The sequence below is a fragment of the Pseudomonas sp. S3_G06 genome (assembly GCF_054667565.1).
Genome location: NZ_CP162738.1, coordinates 3,677,225 through 3,695,639 on the forward strand (window position 1 = coordinate 3,677,225; position 18,415 = coordinate 3,695,639).

At 59.9% G+C, this 18,415-nt stretch carries 14 protein-coding genes and 1 riboswitch; of the genes, 9 read left to right on the forward strand and 5 right to left on the reverse strand.

Annotation, left to right across the window (positions count from 1 at the left end):
* Positions 1 to 73: 73 nt before the first annotated feature.
* From AB4N47_RS16480 to AB4N47_RS16495, 4 genes are read left to right on the forward strand one after another with little or no spacing between them, the layout of a single operon-like run.
* On the forward strand, positions 74 to 1,051 hold the full coding sequence (locus AB4N47_RS16480; RefSeq protein ID WP_016771275.1) for a Bug family tripartite tricarboxylate transporter substrate binding protein: 978 nt from the start codon (positions 74 to 76) through the stop codon (positions 1,049 to 1,051).
* Positions 1,052 to 1,106: 55 nt separating this feature from the next.
* Entirely contained in the window at positions 1,107 to 1,565 is a 459-nt protein-coding gene (locus AB4N47_RS16485) for a tripartite tricarboxylate transporter TctB family protein (RefSeq protein WP_016771276.1), read from the forward strand.
* Between the two features lies 1 nt (position 1,566).
* Positions 1,567 to 3,081 carry a tripartite tricarboxylate transporter permease gene (locus AB4N47_RS16490; protein ID WP_016771277.1) on the forward strand — a complete coding sequence of 505 codons (1,515 nt, stop codon included), beginning with the start codon at positions 1,567 to 1,569 and terminating at the stop codon, positions 3,079 to 3,081.
* Complete coding sequence (locus AB4N47_RS16495) at positions 3,074 to 4,108, forward strand: AbrB family transcriptional regulator (protein WP_122602179.1); 1,035 nt, start codon at positions 3,074 to 3,076, stop codon at positions 4,106 to 4,108. Before AB4N47_RS16490 ends, AB4N47_RS16495 begins: the two co-directional genes overlap by 8 nt.
* Positions 4,109 to 4,227: 119 nt before the next feature.
* On the opposite strand, the gene ung is transcribed toward AB4N47_RS16495, so the two are convergent.
* Entirely contained in the window at positions 4,228 to 4,920 is a 693-nt protein-coding gene (gene ung, locus AB4N47_RS16500; RefSeq protein WP_024011989.1) for a uracil-DNA glycosylase, read from the reverse strand.
* 132 nt (positions 4,921 to 5,052) lie between these two features.
* On the opposite strand from ung, the gene AB4N47_RS16505 reads away from it, so the two are divergent.
* Positions 5,053 to 6,165 (forward strand): enoyl-CoA hydratase/isomerase family protein, encoded by a 1,113-nt coding sequence (locus AB4N47_RS16505; protein WP_341638681.1) that lies wholly within the window; start codon positions 5,053 to 5,055, stop codon positions 6,163 to 6,165.
* A 64-nt stretch (positions 6,166 to 6,229) separates the two neighbouring features.
* Here AB4N47_RS16505 and AB4N47_RS16510 read toward each other — a convergent pair whose 3' ends face one another.
* The 4 genes from AB4N47_RS16510 to AB4N47_RS16525 all read right to left on the reverse strand — a co-directional run bounded on the left by AB4N47_RS16510 (position 6,230) and on the right by AB4N47_RS16525 (position 14,465).
* On the reverse strand, positions 6,230 to 11,761 hold the full coding sequence (locus AB4N47_RS16510; protein WP_460154281.1) for a calcium-binding protein: 5,532 nt from the start codon (positions 11,759 to 11,761) through the stop codon (positions 6,230 to 6,232).
* A 2-nt stretch (positions 11,762 to 11,763) separates the two neighbouring features.
* Positions 11,764 to 12,618 carry a hypothetical protein gene (locus AB4N47_RS16515; RefSeq protein ID WP_341638679.1) on the reverse strand — a complete coding sequence of 285 codons (855 nt, stop codon included), beginning with the start codon at positions 12,616 to 12,618 and terminating at the stop codon, positions 11,764 to 11,766.
* Positions 12,619 to 13,923 carry a glycosyltransferase family 4 protein gene (locus AB4N47_RS16520; RefSeq protein ID WP_460154282.1) on the reverse strand — a complete coding sequence of 435 codons (1,305 nt, stop codon included), beginning with the start codon at positions 13,921 to 13,923 and terminating at the stop codon, positions 12,619 to 12,621.
* A gap of 137 nt (positions 13,924 to 14,060) precedes the next feature.
* Complete coding sequence (locus tag AB4N47_RS16525; protein ID WP_016771286.1) at positions 14,061 to 14,465, reverse strand: hypothetical protein; 405 nt, start codon at positions 14,463 to 14,465, stop codon at positions 14,061 to 14,063.
* A gap of 350 nt (positions 14,466 to 14,815) precedes the next feature.
* Positions 14,816 to 14,916: riboswitch (guanidine-I (ykkC/yxkD leader) on the forward strand.
* A 63-nt stretch (positions 14,917 to 14,979) separates the two neighbouring features.
* Between AB4N47_RS16525 and AB4N47_RS16530 the strand changes: the two genes are divergently transcribed.
* Genes AB4N47_RS16530 through AB4N47_RS16545 form a run of 4 tightly spaced genes read left to right on the forward strand, consistent with a single transcriptional unit; the run spans position 14,980 to position 18,405 of the window.
* Positions 14,980 to 16,047: a putative urea ABC transporter substrate-binding protein gene (locus AB4N47_RS16530; RefSeq protein WP_341638677.1), complete on the forward strand. Its 1,068-nt coding sequence runs from the start codon at positions 14,980 to 14,982 to the stop codon at positions 16,045 to 16,047.
* A gap of 18 nt (positions 16,048 to 16,065) precedes the next feature.
* Positions 16,066 to 16,881, forward strand: a complete 816-nt coding sequence (locus AB4N47_RS16535; protein WP_336464329.1) for an ABC transporter permease — start codon at positions 16,066 to 16,068, stop codon at positions 16,879 to 16,881.
* Positions 16,878 to 17,666, forward strand: coding sequence for an ABC transporter ATP-binding protein (locus AB4N47_RS16540; protein ID WP_341638676.1), 789 nt, complete (start codon positions 16,878 to 16,880; stop codon positions 17,664 to 17,666). The genes AB4N47_RS16535 and AB4N47_RS16540 overlap by 4 nt, the downstream gene beginning before the upstream one ends.
* A gap of 13 nt (positions 17,667 to 17,679) precedes the next feature.
* Positions 17,680 to 18,405 carry an urea amidolyase associated protein UAAP1 gene (locus AB4N47_RS16545; protein WP_122505800.1) on the forward strand — a complete coding sequence of 242 codons (726 nt, stop codon included), beginning with the start codon at positions 17,680 to 17,682 and terminating at the stop codon, positions 18,403 to 18,405.
* Positions 18,406 to 18,415: the final 10 nt, after the last annotated feature.

Genomic DNA, 18,415 nt, shown 5'->3' on the forward strand with positions numbered 1-18,415 from the left:
CCTGCCGCTAGGTTTTCGCGTTGCCCTTTGGTCATTCGGTCCATCCATAACAACAACTCCTCTGGAGACTCAAATGAACGTATCACTGCGTAAAGTCGCTCTCGCCGCTGGCGCGATGCTGTTTGCCGGCCAACTCATGGCCGAGCCGAAACGTCCGGAATGCATTGCCCCCGCCTCCCCCGGCGGTGGTTTCGACCTGACCTGCAAACTGGTGCAGAGCGCGCTGGTCAACCAGAAGCTGCTGAGCAAACCGATGCGCGTGACCTACATGCCCGGCGGTGTCGGCGCGGTGGCATACAACGCAGTAGTGGCGCAACGCCCGGCGGATGCCGGCACGCTGGTGGCGTGGTCGAGCGGTTCGCTGTTGAACCTGGCGCAGGGCAAGTTCGGCCGCTTCGATGAAACCAACGTGCGCTGGCTCGCGGCCGTCGGCACCAGCTACGGCGCCATCGCAGTGAAAAGCGATTCGCCCTACAAGACCCTCGACGATCTCGTTCAGGCGTTGAAGAAAGATCCAGGCTCGGTGGTCATCGGCTCCGGCGGCACCGTCGGCAGCCAGGACTGGATGCAGACCGCACTGATCGCCAAGGCTGCCGGGATCAACCCGCGCGAGCTGCGTTACGTGGCACTCGAAGGCGGTGGTGAAATCGCCACGGCCCTGCTCGGCGGCCACATCCAGGTCGGCAGTACCGACATCTCCGACTCCATGCCGCACATCCAGAGCGGTGACATGCGTCTGCTCGCGGTGTTCTCGGACAAGCGTCTCGACGAACCGGAAATGAAGGACATCCCGACCGCTCGCGAGCAAGGCTACGACATCGTCTGGCCAGTGGTGCGCGGCTTCTACCTCGGGCCAAAAGTCAGCGACGAAGACTACGCCTGGTGGAAAGACGCGTTCGACAAACTGCTGGCTTCCGACGAGTTCGCCAAGCTGCGCGATCAGCGTGAGCTGTTCCCGTTCGCCATGACCGGCCCGGAACTGGACACCTACGTGAAGAAGCAGGTCGCCGACTACAAAGTGCTGGCCAAAGAGTTCGGCCTGATCCAGTGATCGTCTCTGTCTAGTGGCTGCGTCTCCTACGCGGGGACGCAGCACAGGAGCTCCCATGCTTATTCAACGCATTTTCGCCTCGGTGTTGCTGCTGGTGTGTGCCGGCCTGGCACTGATGGCGTGGCCGTACCAAGCGGCTTTTTCCTATGAACCGGTCGGCCCACGCGCCTTTCCGCTGCTGATGCTCGGCCTGATGGGCCTGGCGCTGCTGTACATGGTGTTTCGCCCGGCGCCGATCAAACACAACCCGGATGAGCCGCCGCTGGATCGCGAAACCCTGACCAAGATCGGTCTGTGCGTGGTGTTGTTGCTGGTGTTTGCCGGCACCTTCGAACCCCTTGGCTTCATCGTGGCCAGCATCATTACCGGCGTACCGATGGCCCGTCTCTATGGCGGCCGCTGGCTGCCGAGCGTGGTGATCATCAGCCTGATGGCGGTTGGTCTCTATCTGCTGTTCGATCGCTTGATGGATGTTCCGCTGCCCCTCGGCCTGCTCAGCGTCCTGGAGAACTGATATGGATACCCTTGGCTATTTGGGTCAGGGCTTCGGCGTCGCGCTGAGCCCGTACAACCTGGTGACCGCCCTGTGCGGCACCCTGATCGGCACCGTCGTCGGCCTGTTGCCGGGCCTTGGTCCGATCAACGGCGTGGCGTTGCTGATTCCGATCGCGTTCGCACTCGGCCTGCCGCCGGAGTCGGCGCTGATCCTGCTCGCGGCGGTCTATCTGGGCTGCGAATACGGCGGCCGGATCAGCTCGATCCTGCTGAACATTCCGGGTGAAGCTTCCACCGTCATGACCACCCTCGACGGCTACCCGATGGCTCGTAAAGGTATGGCCGGTGTCGCGCTGTCACTGTCGGCGTGGAGTTCGTTCATCGGCGCGTTCATCGCCACCTGCGGCATGGTCCTGTTTGCGCCGCTGCTGGCGAAATGGGCGATTGCCTTCGGACCGGCGGAATACTTCGTGCTGATGGTGTTCGCAATTGTCTGTCTCGGCGGCATGGCCGGTGATCGACCGTTGAAGACCTTTATTGCGGCGCTGATCGGTCTGTTCCTTTCCACCGTCGGCATCGACGCCAACAGTGGCGTGTACCGTTTCACCGGCGACAACATTCACCTGACCGACGGCATCCAGTTCGTTGTGCTGGTGCTGGGTCTGTTCTCAATCAGCGAAATCCTTCTGCTGCTGGAAAAAACCCACCACGGCCAGGAAGCGGTGAAAGCCACCGGCCGGATGATGTTCAACTTCAAGGAAGCGGCGTCGGTATTCGTCGTCAACGTCCGCTGCGGCGTGCTCGGTTTCATCATGGGCGTGCTGCCCGGTGCTGGCGCAACGCTAGCCAGTGCCGTGGCCTACATGACCGAGAAGCGCATCGCCGGCACCAGCGGCAAATTCGGTGAAGGCGATCCCCGTGGTCTGGCCGCGCCGGAAACCGCTATCGGCGGCGCGGCGTGCGGCGCTCTCGTTCCGATGCTGACCCTCGGCGTTCCGGGTTCGGGTACCACGGCGGTGATGATCGGCGCGCTGTCGCTGTACAACATCACCCCGGGTCCACTGCTGTTCCAACAGCAACCGGACATCGTCTGGGGCCTGATCGCGTCGTTGTTCATCGCCAACGTGATGCTGGTGATCCTCAACATCCCGATGATCCGCGTATTCACCCGCATCCTCGCCGTGCCGAACTGGGCGCTGGTGCCGATCATCGCGATCATCACCGGGATCGGCGTTTACGCGGTGCACGCGACCACCTTCGATCTGTTCCTGATGATCGGTATCGGCATCTTCGGTTACATCCTGCGCAAGCTGGATTTCCCGCTGTCGCCGCTGCTGCTGGGCTTCATCCTCGGTGGCCTGATGGAGCAGAACCTGCGTCGCGCCCTGTCGATCTCCAATGGCGCGCTGGAGATTCTCTGGTCGAGTCCGATCACTTTCGGTTGCTGGATCCTCACCGCGATCATGCTGCTGATGCCGCTGATCCGCATCTGGCGCAAGCGTTCGGCGGCACGGCGCGTCATTGCCGATGTTTGATCGCTTGTCCCTGAAAGCCTGGTGGGGCACCCCGCTGGTCGGTCTGCTTGGCGGTTTCATCGCCAGCCAGATCGGCTGGCCGCTACCGTGGATGGTCGGCTCGTTGCTGGCGATCATCCTGGTGCGCTGCCTGACGCCGTGGCAACTGGCGGAAATCCCTGGCGGGCGCAAGTGCGGCCAGTGGATCGTCGGCATCGGCATCGGCCTGCACTTCACCCCGCTGGTGATGGAACAGGTGCTCAGTCATTTCGGTTTGATCTTCTTCGGTGCATTGGTCACCAGCCTTTCGGCGGTGGTCGGCGTGTGGCTGATGCGCCGCACCGGCGAGGATCGCGCCACGGCGTTTTTCTCAAGCATGCCCGGTGGTTCCGGGGAGATGGTCAACCTCGGCGCTCGTAATGGTGCACTGCTCAGCCATGTCGCGGCCGGGCAGAGTCTGCGGGTGTTGGTGGTGGTGTTGTGCGTGCCGGCGGCGTTCAAGTATCTGCTCGGTGACGGTACGCCGATTTCTCATGCAGGCAGCGTCGATTGGCGCTGGCTGGCGATTCTGTTTCCGGCGGGCGCCCTGCTCGCCTGGCTCTGGCAGCGGCTGCGGCAACCCAATCCATGGTTGTTCGGGCCGTTGCTGGTCAGTGCGGCGGTGAGCATTACGTGGGATCTGCACATCGGCTTACCCAACGGCGGCAGTCAGATCGGCCAATGGCTGATTGGCAGCGGTCTGGGCTGCCATTTCAATCGGCAGTTCTTCCGCCGCGCGCCGTCGTTCATGGGCCGGACGTTGATCGGCACGGCGCTGACCATGTTGATCGCGTCGCTGGCGGCGTTGGGCTTGAGTGCGTTGACCCATCTGGATCTGCGTTCACTGACCCTGGGCATGATGCCGGGGGGTATCGCCGAGATGAGCCTGACGGCGGAGACCCTGCAACTGTCGGTGCCGCTGGTGACGGCGATGCAGGTGATGCGGCTGTTGTTTGTGCTGTTTCTGGCGGAGCCGTTGTTCAGGTATTGGAATCGTCATCCCGCCTAAGTCTGCGAGATCGAGTTGCTCTTTTCGCGAGCAGGCTCGCTCCCACAGGGGGTTTGTGGCTTGCACACAATTCCTGTGGGAGCGAGCCTGCTCGCGAAGGGGCCAACCCGGTCGACACATCAAATCGGTGGCAAGCGCCAGTCGATCGGCGTTTCGCCATTCTGTTCGAGAAACTTGTTGGTCCGGCTGAAATGCCCACAGCCCAAAAACCCGCGATACGCCGACAACGGCGACGGATGCACCGAGGTCAGCACCAGGTGCTTGGTCGCGTCGATCAGCTTCTGCTTGCTCTGCGCATGGGCGCCCCAAAGCATGAACACCAGATGCGGCTGCCGTTCGCTGACCACCTCAATGATGCGGTCGGTGAAATGTTGCCAGCCCTTGTCCTTGTGCGCGTTGGCGTTGGCGCGCTCAACCGTCATGGTGGTGTTGAGCAGCAGCACGCCCTGTTCGGCCCAGCTCTGCAGGTAGCCGTGGTTGGGAATGTCGATATTGAGGTCGCGCTTCAGCTCTTTATAGATGTTGACCAGCGACGGCGGCGCCGGCACGCCCGGTTGCACCGAGAAGCACAGACCGTGGGCCTGGCCCGGGCCGTGGTACGGGTCCTGGCCGAGAATTACCACTTTCACCTTGTCCAGGGGCGTTGAGTTCAGTGCGTTGAAAATCATCGGTCCCGGCGGATAGATCTCCTTGCCGGCTGCCCGCTCCTGCTGCAGAAAGCTGCGCAACTCTGCCATGTAAGGCTGGTCGAACTCAGCACGCAGTGCCTCCTTCCAGCTCGGTTCGAGTTTGATACGGTCGTCAGCAGTCATGGTCATTTCCGGCAAAAACAATGGGGCGAACCCTAGGAAAGCCGACCACGCTTGTCAATTGATCTGACGCAGATCCGGCACTTTCCCCCATAGCGATCATACTGTTCGCTCAAATTCCCGATCGAGGTCACGATGAATCTGCACTTCGAAGAACTTACCGGCACCGACGGCGCCCGCATCGGCATCGCCAGCCTGGATGCCGAAAAATCGTTGAACGCGCTGTCCCTGCCGATGATCAACGCGCTCAGCGACAAATTGAACGCCTGGGCCAATGACCCGCAAATCGTCTGCGTACTGCTGCGCGGTAACGGCGCCAAAGCCTTCTGCGCCGGTGGCGAAGTGCGCAGCCTGGTCGAAGCCTGCCGCGCTCACCCCGGCGAAGTCCCTCCGTTGGCCGCGCAGTTTTTCAGCGCGGAATATCGCCTCGATTACAGCCTGCATACGTATCCGAAGCCGCTGATCTGCTGGGGTCACGGTTATGTGCTCGGTGGCGGCATGGGTCTGCTGCAGGGCGCGAGCACGCGGATCGTCACGCCGAGCAGCCGTCTGGCGATGCCGGAAATCACCATTGGTCTATATCCGGACGTTGGCGCCAGTTGGTTTCTCGCACGATTGCCGGGCAAGCTCGGCTTGTTTCTCGGTCTGACCGGCGCGCACATCAACGGCCGTGATGCGCTGGATCTGGATCTGGCCGACCGCTTCCTGCTCGACGAACAGCAACCGCAATTGATCGAAGGCTTGCTGCAATTGAACTGGCAGGAACAGACCGCCATGCAGCTCAACAGCCTGCTCAAGGCTCTGCAGCAGGAGGCACTTGAGCAAATGCCCGAAGCGCAGTGGCTGCCGCGTCGTCCGCAGATCGACGAACTGCTCGATGTCAGCGACGTTGCCTGTGCGTGGAAAGCCATCAGCCTGCACCGCGACAGCAGCGATCCGTTGATTGCCCGCGCGGCGAAAACCATGACCGAGGGTTCACCGCTGACCGCGCATCTGGTCTGGGAACAGATCAACCGTGCGCGGCACATGTCGCTGGCCGAAGTATTCCAGATGGAATACACCCTGAGCCTCAATTGCTGCCGTCATCCGGAGTTCAGCGAAGGCGTGCGCGCGCGTTTGATCGACAAGGATCAGAAGCCGCACTGGCACTGGCCGGACATCAATAACGTGCCGGATGCGGTGGTCGAGGCGCACTTTCATAAAGTCTGGGAGGGGCGGCATCCGTTAGCGGATCTGACCCAGTATTGAGGTGACGCGAGGCCCGCGGCGGCGACTGGATTGCCATCGCGGGCCGGCTCAATCGGTCGTCTTGTCAGACATTCAGTTCGTAGAACTCAATGATTTCCTTCATGGCCCGCTGCGCTTCATCGTCGCCCTTTATCAAAATATCCTCGACATCCCTTAATGGCGGAAAAGGATGCAGACGCTCGGCAATCTGCGTCGCGCTGTAGTCTTGAATCGCTGTTCCTTCGCTCACTCTTATGAAGCCAATAGCGCTTTCACCTGCGGCAAAGTGCCTGGAAACCCGGATTTTCGGCGCCATGCCGTAATCGACCACGATCACCAGATCATCGCGCTCACGGTGAAATTTCAGGTTGTCGATCGTCAGCCTGCGCTCGGAAAAATCGATCCCGTCCAGGCCGCCTCCGTTGTTGATGATCACGTCTCTGCCGAGGCCATCGTATCGGTAGAGATCATTGCCAGCGCCGCCCGCCAGCGTGTCATTTCCCGGCCCACCCAGCAGCAGATCATCCCCGGGGCTGCCCGTGAGCACGTCATCCCCGTGCATGCCTCGGATCTCCCCCGCGCCGCTTATGGTGTCGTTGCCGCGACCGCCCACGAGTGGCAGCGCTCGTCCGTCTCGCAAGGAAGTTGAACGGGTGGGGTGGTTGACGATGACACCCGTATGAAAAGTCTCGGGCGCAGGGCCGAGCTGACTTGATTCCAGGAGCTGCTTCAAACTTGCGACCGAGCCATCGGCGAACTTGACGAGCTCAATACCGGCGCCCTCAAGTTCACCGTTGTGGGGCAAGACGATGCGGACTTTTTGCGTCCCGCCCCATTGGATATCGAGCGTCGGATGGAGCATTTTTGCTCGCGGCGGGTTGCGGTAAGCCGCGCGAGCCGGGTTGGGCTCGAGCTCGACATGGGTGGTCTCTATCAGCGCAGCACCCCAGCTCAATTGCAGTGCATCGCGCTGCGCGCCTGCTGGAAGAACGACCGTGTCCTGATCGATCAATCCGTACTCGTCTTTCCACCCCGCTACGCCAACTTCTGCTCGGTGGAAAACAGGGTTGAGCACGTCCGCAATCGTGGTTGTCGCCCCGGCATGCGCTTGCACGATGTAGGTGTCGGCGCCGTCTTCGCCGTAGAGCCAGTCATCACCCGAGCCGCTGAGCAGATAGTCGGCGCCCTCGGAGCCGAGCAAGGTATCGTCACCTGCACCTGCGGATAAAAACGCGCCCGGTGTTCTGTCGCCGACAGTGCCGTAGTCAAGTGGGGAGCCTGCATAAGCGACGATCAGATCGTCTCCCGCGCCGCCGTGGAAAACGTTTTCCACTTCAACGTTGACTCGCCCGCCGGCATCGTTGCCATGGACGATTTTGCGTTTGATCGTTTCAGTTGTGACATCCCAGCGAAACGCCTTGGGCACTGTTACGCCCGAACTGAAGCTTGCCGCCGGGTAGACGTACCAGCCTTCAAGCGCGCCGGATTGCTTTCGGTCTTCAACCAATACGTCGCCCGTATTGAATGAAAACCCGTTGGCCGAGCCGGATCGATAATAGCGAGGCGCCTGATTTGAGGAGGCGATTGCTCCCTCGGCTTTCACCGGTTTATGTTCGACACGGGTTGTGGTTGTCGACTGCCTTTCACTGACTACGGCTTGCCCTGCATCCGCCTTCATCCATGGCGGCGTTTCAGACAGTGTCCCCGCTTCGACGCTGCCATCGATCAGCTCGGTGTGAGTGGTGTAACCGGTGTCGCTGGTGGTGACATGACTGCGCACCCAGACGCCTTGCTCATTCAAGGTAAAACCTGTGGCGTGTCTGCGGGCGGAGCGTTTTGACTTGATTTGCGCGAGGAACTCATCGGTCCAGTTGACCGTTTGAACAGATGCCACTGAGCCTCGCGCCGCAGCGGTGACATCGTCTGGCTTAACCGGATCCTCAACTTTGCTTTCAGGGGTTGCCGAGGCGGTGACAGGTTCCGGTACGGGTGGCTCGGACATCTCTATCGGTGGCAATGTTTTGCGCAGGACATCTGCGTAATCCAGTACCCCGCCGTCGCTGAAACTGAATGTGGAATCCTTCCACTTCTCGTGATTCTTGATGAGTATCGCGTCGCCTGTGCCATTGGCCAGTCGCAACACCGTACCGACGGAAACTTCGATAACGTCGGCCTTCAGACTTTGCGCGCAAAACCCTGCACCGAACCTGATGATGTTGCGGCCGCCGGCATCGGTGACGATATCCAGGCCGTCGCCAGCGCCGAAATAGTAGATGTCGGCGCCATCCATGCCATCCAGCACGTCAGCACCGGGACCGCCATCAAACACGTTGTCGCCAGAATCGCCGCGAAGGTAGTCCGTCCCTTCCCCGCCCAGCAAGGTGTCGTTGCCAGCGCCTCCGAGCAGCGTGTCGTTACCTGGGCCACCGTGCAGATAATCGGCATTCTGCTCGGCCTCAGCGCTGTTCTCGTAATCGCCGGCAAGAATGTCGTCACCCGCGCCGCCGTACAGGGTGTCGGCACCGAAACCACCCTGTAACGTATCGTTTCCTTCACCGCCCTGAAGCACGTCATTGTTGCTTCCGCCCGGTTCCAGGTCAGACACATCGCCATCGAGAAAATCAGCCCCTGCGCCACCCGTCAGCGTGTCCGCGCCGCCCATGCCGCGCAGGGTGTCATTCCCCGCGCCGCCATCGAGAAAGTCGTTGCCGTGATAGCGAACCGGATGCTCAGGGCTATCGCCAATCAGATCATCATGGCCTTCGCCGCCGAAGAGCAAATCATCGCCACCGCCGCCCCAGAGCGTGTCATCGCCGGAGCCACCGTCCAACAGATCATCGCCAAAAAAATGCGCGGCATCGCCTTCGACCCCGTCCAGTACGCCGTCATCACCCTGCAAAATGTCGTTGCCAGGGCCACCATACAAAGCGTCGCTGCCACCGTTACCGCCGAGTGAATCATCACCACTGCCGCCGTCCAGCACATCGTTGCCATGGTGTCTGCTGGGCAGGCCACCGCCCCAATCGAGGTTGTCACCAAGCATCACGTCGTTGCCGCTGCCACCGGCCAGGGTGTCGTTACCTTGATCGCCTTTGAGAAAATCGTCGTCAGCTCCGCCGTCAAGCAGGTCCTCCCCCCAGCCGCCGTTGATAATGTCCTTGCCGCCCTGCCCGTACAGCACGTCGTCAGCGCCCTCGGGCGCGCTGTTTATCGAGGCCTTTGAATAGACCGCTCGGTGACTGGTCACACCGCTAGCTATAGAGACGTCAGCGCGTTTGACCGCCCAACCTTGTTCCAGTGCACCGGTGGTTTCGTCTCCGGATAACACATCGGCGCCAGCACCGCCGATCAAAGTATCCCGGTCATTACCACCGAGCAGAACATCTCGGGATGCCGTACCGATAAGCAAATCGTCACCTTGCCCGCCGTCGAGCCAGTCTCCGCGACTTGCCTTGCCCTTGGCGTCACCGTCGGCCATAGCTTTTTCGAGCGTCGTCTGCTTGTCGCCGAATAACCGATCGTCTCCAGCCTTGCCGAACAATCGATCAGAACCACCCAAGCCGAGAATGACGTCGTCTGCGGCGGAACCGTAAAGTACGTCGGCCTTGTTGCGCTGTTTTACCTGGGGCAGCAGCACCACGTTGCCCAGTTCATCAAAGGAGGGCTGATCGCCGGGGACACTCGGATCTGTGTCTTTGGCTTTCCAGTCGCCCTGAAGCGTCAAAGCCGCAGCGGTGACCGGTTGCCCTTCGTATTCAGGGAGACGGAGGCCAAGCATCCCGGGCTGGAAGTTCTTGATGACCACCAGATCGCTCTGGCCATATTTGATGTTGAGGGTGTGTTCAACAAGCGTCAGGGTGATGGACCGATCCTCGGTAGACCAGATATTGCTCAGAGGCGCGCAGCGTTTGAGTTGGGAAATCGGCGCGCCGTTGACCCACAGTTGCCCATCGGCGTTGGCATCAAGAATCTCGTCGATGCCATCGCCGCTGGCGAATTCATAACGGTCGTTGCCTTCGCCCCCGATCAAAGAATCGTTCCCCTTTCCTCCGAGCAGAACATCGTCACCGGCCATCCCGTACAACTCATCATTGCCGTCACCTCCGGTTAGCGAGTCGTTACCGCGACCACCTTCAATGACATCGTGACCGGCCATCCCATGGATCGAGTCATTGCCCACGCCGCCATACAGATGATCGGCATTTGCGCCGCCGGCGAAAGATCGCCCACCGTCATCACCGAACATGGCCAGCGGGTTCAGCACTCCGGTGGTCATCGGCGCCTGTTTGCCTGAGGCGAGATCGGAGTAGGAAAACTGCTGCAGCGAGTGTTCGCCAAACGAGCCTTGGGTTCGGGCAATCAACCGCGCCAGCATTTGCGCTCGATCCGCCAGCCACTGCGCGGTGATAAAGCCTTCGCCAGTGTGCGGATCGTAAAGCTCGAGGTTGCGATCGGGATAACCGTCGGCTCGTTCTATGACGACTTCACTGAGTTGCTGCAAAGAGTTGCGCAACGCCAGACCGAGCGGCGTCGCCTCGCCTGCCAGTTTTGCCCATGCATTGGTATTACCGAACTCGCTTATTGTCCGGGTGACGATGCTTTGCGACTGCTCTGGGGAAAATGCCGAGAAGAATGCGTAAGCGTTGCTGGCGAAGGTTTCGTTGGTGGTGGGTGTGGCAGCAGAATCGCCAGCGTAAGTGCGCGTGAACATGTCGAGAAATTCGTTCTGGCCGTAGCGCAAGATCAAGTCGACCACGGCGGCAGCAGGCGTGCCTTTGACTACATGCTGAATCAGCGGATTCACACTGCCACTGGCCAGCGCGATATTGATTTGCTCCGGCACCACTGAAAGCAGACTTTGCAGTGGATTGACGCCGAAATTATTGATCGCCGTTCGCAGGCCTACGCTGTAGGAATCGATGGCGAAGAGAATGTTTTTATAGTCGTCGAGCCGATTGGCTTTTGCCTGAGTGGGTGGGCCGTCATCTTCCGCATCCGGATCGCCCGCAGAGATCAGTCTCCACGTTTCATAGGGAGGTTTACCGCCCAACAGGCTGAATCCGACTGTTCCAGACCAACCAGAGTTACGTTTCACGGCGGTGTCGTCCTCCCCGCAAACCTCCTTGAACAGGGCCTCGCCAATCGCGCTGGCGTCGATTTCTGCGATCTGGCTGATTGACGGAACAGTCCAGGGTGCCAGTTGACCGGCAAGGGATCCGTTGATCAGGGTATTGATGAAGTTGACGGCAACCTGGTTGGATGAAAGCTGCATCAGGTCTTCACTGAAAATTGTATTCAGTCTGAGTTCACCCTGGCGTGAGGTGTAACCACGAATCAGGGCAGAGTAGGCACCGTTTCCACCGTTGGCATCAATGGCCACGGCGAGCCAGAGTCTGGCGCTTTTCAGTACGTCTCGAGCCTCTTTATCGGCGGCTGCAACGTCAGAAACTTTTTCACCAATAATGTCGAACAGCTTTTGGTACAGGGGGGCGCAGCTTGCCCCTGCTAATTCCAATGCAATGTACTCCACACCCTCAGAATTTAATGTCATGCCTTTGCAATTATTTGCCGCATTGAAAATTTCCGATTTTTCCATATCGTTAAAAACATAACTCATTGTTACTTCCTTGTAATAACAGAGCGTGAAAGATAATCACTGAGATACTTGAGCATCTCAGGTGCTTCGCGTAATGACGACAGACCAAGACCTACACTACCGTGCCCTCCAGCGAAGTCGAAGTTATCCAGATTGACCGTGCAGAAGAAATTCAGCTTGCCGAAATCCAGATCCTCCAATTCAGCCCTACCAAAACCTGCCAGCTTTTTGTCAGTCAGTTGCTCTTCGGAAGCCGGGCGAATCAAGCCGTCACACTTGATCAGCCGAGGGGTTCCGTCTCGCCGCGGCCAACCTGCAATGACAAAATTTCGTACGGATGACACATTCTTGAAATGCGGTGGCGGAGCATTCAGCCAAACTTCCAGCCCCGGATAATTCTTTAGTTTCACAATCAACTCATCCGGCCAGTTGACGTGCCGATAACCCCGTTCATGGGGCTCGGTAGTTTCCTTCCTGGTAAAAAGCCCGGCATTCAATTTATAGAGCCGCCAGCTTTCGGGGATCGGTTCCAGGCGCTGATTCTGGTGCCGATGCAGCCCCGTCCCGGTCCACCAGAAAAGCCCCTTCAGAGCAATCGCCAGACACGCTTTCTTGTTCACCATCTCAGGCATGCCAACGTAAAACTCAGGAACCAGCGTCTTATCTATATAGGCGCCGCCTAATATCGGCACTTGCTGCATGCTCGCCAGCTTGTTCTGGCAAGCTTTCTCGTTTGCCTGGTGAATAGCCGCCGACTCGGCAGATTGTTCTTTGCGAATATAAAATTCCGCTACGCAATAACAGACATAAAAGAACAATCCATACTTCAATAACCTTTTAAACCACTTGATCGCCTGCTTACGCGACTTCCTGGACATTCAAACCTCCCGATCGAACGACGGAACGGTTGGTATGTCGTTATGCCCGGATATCGCGCTTGCAAAAACCTCAAAGTATTGGCTCACGCCCGATTCCACACTGAACCGACCTGCCGTCAACTTCGCGGCGCTGGCAAGACCCTCGTACTCACCTGCCGACTTCAAAACCTTGCTTACACTTCTGGCAATTCCTTGATGGTCGAAGAAATCCACCAACACGCCATTAGCCCCATCGACAATGACTTCCCTTACCGGAGCCGTATCCGACGCAACAACCACACAACCAGACGCCATCGCCTCCAGTAACGACCACGACAAGACAAACGGATACGTCAAATAAACATGGACTTTGGAACATGTCAGAACCGCGCGGTAAGTCTGGTAAGGAAGTTTCCCTGTGAAATGCACTCTGGAGTGATCGAAACTGACCTCCGCCTCCATCCTGCTGCGCCAATCCGGGTACCCGACCGGCTTACTCCCATAACTGACACCGTCACCGCCAACCACGATGATCTGCGCATCGGGGCACTCGGCCTGAATAAGCGGGATCGCTCGCATGAAACTGTGAAAGCCGCGATAAGGCTCAAGGTTTCTGGCGACATAGGTAACGATCGGCTGTCCGGCTTTGAGCTCGATTCCATTGGGCAATCTGACTGCCCCGACTTTCGCCAGGTCAGAACTTTGAATCACACCTTCGTGAATGACCCGAATCGCCGACAGGTAAGCGGCCGGAAACAGGCTGCGCTGCCACTGGGTAGGCGCGATTGCGATATCACATTGTTGAAGATTCAACAGATGCAGCGAGTTGAGCACGCGCAGCCGTGACGACTCCCTTGCGGCTCGGCGGAATTCAGGGTCGAACCCGCAGTCGGCGCCCTGCGCTCGATAGTAATACTCGCAATAGTGAATCAGCGGCGTATCGGCATAGACATCCTTGGCAAACAGCGTTTCCCCCCATCCGGGATGAGCAAGGATGACGTCTGGCTGATAACCCGAACGTTTCAGCCTGCCCAGAATTTCAAAAACTTTCTGCCCGTCGATCACCGCTTGTTCGTAGCGGATCAGATACGGGTGAATATTGCCGGGCGCTCGGCTGGTCGCTCGATATCGATGAATTTGCACACCGGCGACGCCCGGTGCCGTGTCCCGGCCTATCGCCACAATCTCATCACCGCGCTCCAGCGCTGCCAGCACCACATGACGGAACTGACCGGGAAAATTTTGATGAATAACCAGTAGCTTCATAGCGCTGAACGTCCATTTTTCGCCGCTATCGAGCTGAGGATTGCTCGCCTCGTTCGGCATCCACGAACGCTAACAAACACCACAAAATGAAACTGTAGGACGCTTCCGGGATTGCCTTGGGAGATGGCCCACGGAAGGACTTTTCGACGGGCAAAAAAAAGCGGCGCATCATGCGCCGCTTTTTTATTTACGGTCAGTTACCAGCGGTTACCACGGCCGTTGTAGTCACGGCGACCGCTGTGACGATCATAGTTGCCGCGACCCCGGTGGTCATTGTCCCAACCGCCGCGACGGTGGCCGTCCCAGCGTCCGCGATCATTGCCGTGCCAGCGACGGCTTTCGTAATGACGCGGGGCCGGTTGATAGTGCCGCGGCGCCTGGTAATACCGCGGTTGCTGGTAGTAACGCGGCGCTGGCTGGTAGTAGCGCGGCTGAGTGTAATAAGTGCCGCCGCTGCGGTAATAGGAGCCGCCACCGCTGTAATAGGCCGGTGCGGGTGATGTGTAGACCTCTGACCTGTAGTAGCTGTCTCCATAGGAATAAGGAACGCATCCGCCAAGGGAAAAAAGCATCACGGCAAGCAGTACGATTCGGCGATACATGGCGGCCTCCTGGACCGCGGGTTGGCCACACCAGCGACGCTGGCAGGCGACCGTCAGCAATTGAGTGACTGTCGAAGAATCAGACAGCGGTTTCGGAATCTGGTGCGTTCCCGCAACAAGTTGAAACAAGTGATTATGAAATCTTGTTTATCCGCAAAATCAGCGACCCGTGAAGCGTAAACGCGCTGCATGACGGTGCAACCGCGCACCACCACGATGCGCTATCGATCGCCCCGCTCACCTCGAAAATCCAGCAGATCCCCGCCCCAGAGGCCTCGGCGCGAATTGGCACGCCTCTCGCTTTAGCAAACCCGTGCAGGAGTCATCACAGGTTCGCGGCACCACAATTTGCAATGGCTGACTAGGGTTCCGGCTCGCAATCGCGAGTGGCTGGTCCGAGAGTTGGCGACCTCCAGTTGAGGTTACACGGCGGGACAAAAGCCCGGGAGACAAGCCACCGTTCGCGGTGCCGCGTTGCCTTCCTGTCCGCCCTCGATCAACTGGAGAATCCGCAATGATCCGACTACGTTTCCCCGCCCTGCTCGCCGCCGCCTTCGCCGCGCTTATCAGCACGCAATCTTCCGCCGCCCAGAAAGACCACTTCAGCGTGTGCTGGACGATCTACGCCGGCTGGATGCCATGGGAATACGCCGGCAGCCAGGGCATCGTCGAAAAATGGGCGAAGAAATACGGGATCAAGATCGACGTCGTGCAGCTCAACGACTACGTCGAATCAATCAACCAGTACACCGCCGGCCAGTTCGACGGCTGCACCATGACCAACATGGATGCGCTGACCATTCCCGCTGCCGGTGGCGTCGACAGCACCGCGTTGATCGTCAGCGACTTCTCGAATGGCAACGACGGCATCGTGCTCAAAGGCGAAGGTAAAAAAGTCGCTGATCTGAAAGGCATGGACGTCAATCTGGTCGAGCTGTCGGTCTCGCATTACCTGCTGGCCCGCGCGCTGGACTCGGTGGACCTCACCGAGAAAGACCTGAAAGTGGTCAACACCTCCGACGCCGACATTGCCGCCGCGTTCAACACCGACGACGTCAACGCCGTGACCACCTGGAACCCGATGCTCTCGGATATCAAGGCCAAACCCGGCGTCACCGAAGTGTTCAATTCCAGCCAGATCCCCGGCGAGATCATGGACATGATGGTGGTCAACAGCGCCACCCTCAAAGACAACCCGGCACTGGGCAAAGCGCTGACCGGGGCGTGGTTCGAAGTGGTCGCTTTGATGAACGCGAAAACCGCCGCGAGCAAAGCTGCGCTGGAACACATGGCCAAGGCCTCTGGCACCGATCTGGCAGGGTTCCAGGCGCAACTGGACACCACAAAACTGTTCGCCACGCCGAGCGAAGCGCTGAATTTCGCCACCAGCAAACAACTGCCGGACACCATGCGCAAGGTCGCGGAATTCTCCTTCGAGCACGGCCTGCTCGGCGAAGGCGCGAAGGACCCGAGCGCGGTCGGCATGTCTTTCGCCAACGGCGTGACCAGCGGCGACACCGCCAATCTCAAGCTGCGTTTCGATCCGACCTACGTGCAGATGGCCGCCGACGCCAAGCTGTAAGCCACGGAGGATTTGGCCATGCGCCTGATCAATCGCCACCCTGATCGCCCGAGTCGCCTGTTGCTGGTGATCCTGCCGTTCGCGCTGGTGCTGTTCGCCTACTTCACAGGCTCAGCCGAGCGCCTGGCGGACAACCCCAACGACAAACTGCTGCCCAGCGCCGTGCAGATGAGCGACGCGGTAAAACGCCTGGCCTTCAACGCCGACAGCCGCACCGGTGAATACCTGCTGTGGCAAGACACTGCGTCCAGTCTGCGCCGTTTGGCCATCGGCCTCGGCATCGCGGCGCTGGCGGGTCTTTGCCTCGGTATAGCGGCGGGCACGCTGCCGCTGTTCGGCGCGCCGTTGTCGCCGTTGCTGACCGTGCTGTCGATGGTGCCGCCGCTGGCGATCCTGCCGATTCTGTTCATCGTTTTCGGCCTGGGCGAGTTGTCGAAAGTCATGCTGATCGTGATTGGCATCACCCCGGCGCTGGCCCGGGATCTGGAACAGCGGGCCCGTGACATTCCGGTCGAACTGCTGATCAAGGCGCAGACCCTCGGCGCCTCGACCTGGACGCTGATGCTGCGCGTGGTCTTGCCGCAGCTGTTGCCGCGCTTGCTGATCTCGCTGCGCTTGATGCTCGGTTCGGCGTGGCTGTTCCTGATTGCCGCCGAAGCGATCGCCTCCACCGATGGCCTCGGCTACCGGATCTTTCTGGTGCGGCGCTACCTGGCGATGGATGTGATCCTGCCCTACGTGGTGTGGATCACCCTGCTCGCCTGGCTGATGGACTGGGGCTTGAAACAGCTGACCCAGCGCGCTTTCCCTTGGTACGAGGGAGCACCGAAATGAGCTTCATCACGGTAAAAAACGTCTGGCAGCAGTACGCCGATCAAGTGGTTCTGGAAGGCTTGAACCTGAACGTCAACGAAGGCGAGTTCTGCACCTTGGTCGGCGCCTCCGGTTGCGGCAAATCGACCTTCCTGCGCCTGCTGCTCGGCCAGGAAAGCGCCAGTCGCGGGGAGATTCTGCTCGACGGCCAGCCCTTGGCCAGCGAGCCGGATGCCAGCCGTGGCGTGGTCTTTCAGCGCTACTCGGTGTTCCCGCACCTGAGCGTGCTCGACAACGTCGCCCTCGGTCTCGAATTGCCGCGCGCGCCCTTGCTTGGCCGGCTGTTCGGCAGCGCCAAACGCGAGGCGCGCGAGCAGGCTGCAGCCCTGCTGACAAAAGTCGGCCTCGGCCATGCGCTGGACAAGTACCCGGCACAGCTGTCCGGCGGCATGCAGCAACGCTTGGCCATCGCTCAGGCGCTGATCATGAAGCCGCGCGTGTTGCTGCTCGACGAGCCCTTCGGCGCACTCGACCCGGGCATTCGCAAAGACATGCACGCGCTGCTGCTGGAGCTGTGGCGCGAGACGCAACTGACGGTGTTCATGGTCACCCACGACCTGTCGGAAGGCTTCAGCCTCGGCACGCGCCTGCTGGTGTTCGACAAGGTGCGCCTCGACCCGCACGCCCCCGGCGCCTATGGCGCCCGCATCACCTACGACATCCCGTTGAACAGCGACCGCCGCGCCCAGCGCGCCGCCTTCGAGGCCCTGCCGCTGCCGCTGGCGGGCACCCTTCGCACTGCTTGAGAGGACTGCTCCAATGACTGATTCAATCCAACTCTTCCCACCCTTCGCTGAAGAACTGCTGCCGGGCGGCGGCCACCGTTCGTTCGTGCTCAAGCGCGGCCAATTGCTGCGCCTGACCGACCTGCGCGGTGGCGCTAACGTCAGCCTGACCTTGCTCAATGCCAATGAAAAAACCGAGCGATTGAACCTGCCCGACAGCCTCAAATGCCAACACACCGCCAAGCTCACTGCCGGCCACTGCCTGTACTCGGACATGGGCCGCGTACTCGCCGCGATCACCGCCGACACCTGCGGCTGGAGCGACAGCCTCGGCGGTGTGCTTTGCGCACAGGAAGTCGCCGAAAAATACGGCCAGGGCCGCTACCAGGAACTGCGCAACGGCTTCTTTCGCAACGGCACCGACAACCTGCTGGTGGAGCTCGGCAAGTGGGGCCTGGGCCTGTCCGACCTGCTGATGACCCTCAATCTGTTCAGCCGCGTGAACGTCGATGAGGCCGGGCGCTTCCACTTCGTCGAGGGCAATTCGAAGGCCGGCGACTACATCGAGCTATACGCGCCGATGGACACCCTGGTGGTGCTCACCGCCCTGCAACATCCGATGGACCCGTCCCCCGAATACGCCCCGAAACCCTTGAAGCTGAGCTGGATGAACGCCGACGCCAGCGTCGCCGAACACTGCCGCACTTCGCGCCCGGAAAACGAGCGCGGCTTTATCAACACCGACCGTTTGTTCGCCTGAGGATCGCTGC

Bases quoted from the DNA above. Each gene is read 5' to 3' on its own strand.
- AB4N47_RS16480 (WP_016771275.1), top strand. From the start codon at position 74: ATGAACGTATCACTGCGTAAAGTCGCTCTCGCCGCTGGCGCGATGCTG.
- AB4N47_RS16485 (WP_016771276.1), top strand. From the start codon at position 1,107: ATGCTTATTCAACGCATTTTCGCCTCGGTGTTGCTGCTGGTGTGTGCC.
- AB4N47_RS16490 (WP_016771277.1), top strand. From the start codon at position 1,567: ATGGATACCCTTGGCTATTTGGGTCAGGGCTTCGGCGTCGCGCTGAGC.
- AB4N47_RS16495 (WP_122602179.1), top strand. From the start codon at position 3,074: ATGTTTGATCGCTTGTCCCTGAAAGCCTGGTGGGGCACCCCGCTGGTC.
- ung (WP_024011989.1), bottom strand. From the start codon at position 4,920: ATGACTGCTGACGACCGTATCAAACTCGAACCGAGCTGGAAGGAGGCA.
- AB4N47_RS16505 (WP_341638681.1), top strand. From the start codon at position 5,053: ATGAATCTGCACTTCGAAGAACTTACCGGCACCGACGGCGCCCGCATC.
- AB4N47_RS16510 (WP_460154281.1), bottom strand. From the start codon at position 11,761: ATGAGTTATGTTTTTAACGATATGGAAAAATCGGAAATTTTCAATGCG.
- AB4N47_RS16515 (WP_341638679.1), bottom strand. From the start codon at position 12,618: ATGTCCAGGAAGTCGCGTAAGCAGGCGATCAAGTGGTTTAAAAGGTTA.
- AB4N47_RS16520 (WP_460154282.1), bottom strand. From the start codon at position 13,923: ATGCCGAACGAGGCGAGCAATCCTCAGCTCGATAGCGGCGAAAAATGG.
- AB4N47_RS16525 (WP_016771286.1), bottom strand. From the start codon at position 14,465: ATGTATCGCCGAATCGTACTGCTTGCCGTGATGCTTTTTTCCCTTGGC.
- AB4N47_RS16530 (WP_341638677.1), top strand. From the start codon at position 14,980: ATGATCCGACTACGTTTCCCCGCCCTGCTCGCCGCCGCCTTCGCCGCG.
- AB4N47_RS16535 (WP_336464329.1), top strand. From the start codon at position 16,066: ATGCGCCTGATCAATCGCCACCCTGATCGCCCGAGTCGCCTGTTGCTG.
- AB4N47_RS16540 (WP_341638676.1), top strand. From the start codon at position 16,878: ATGAGCTTCATCACGGTAAAAAACGTCTGGCAGCAGTACGCCGATCAA.
- AB4N47_RS16545 (WP_122505800.1), top strand. From the start codon at position 17,680: ATGACTGATTCAATCCAACTCTTCCCACCCTTCGCTGAAGAACTGCTG.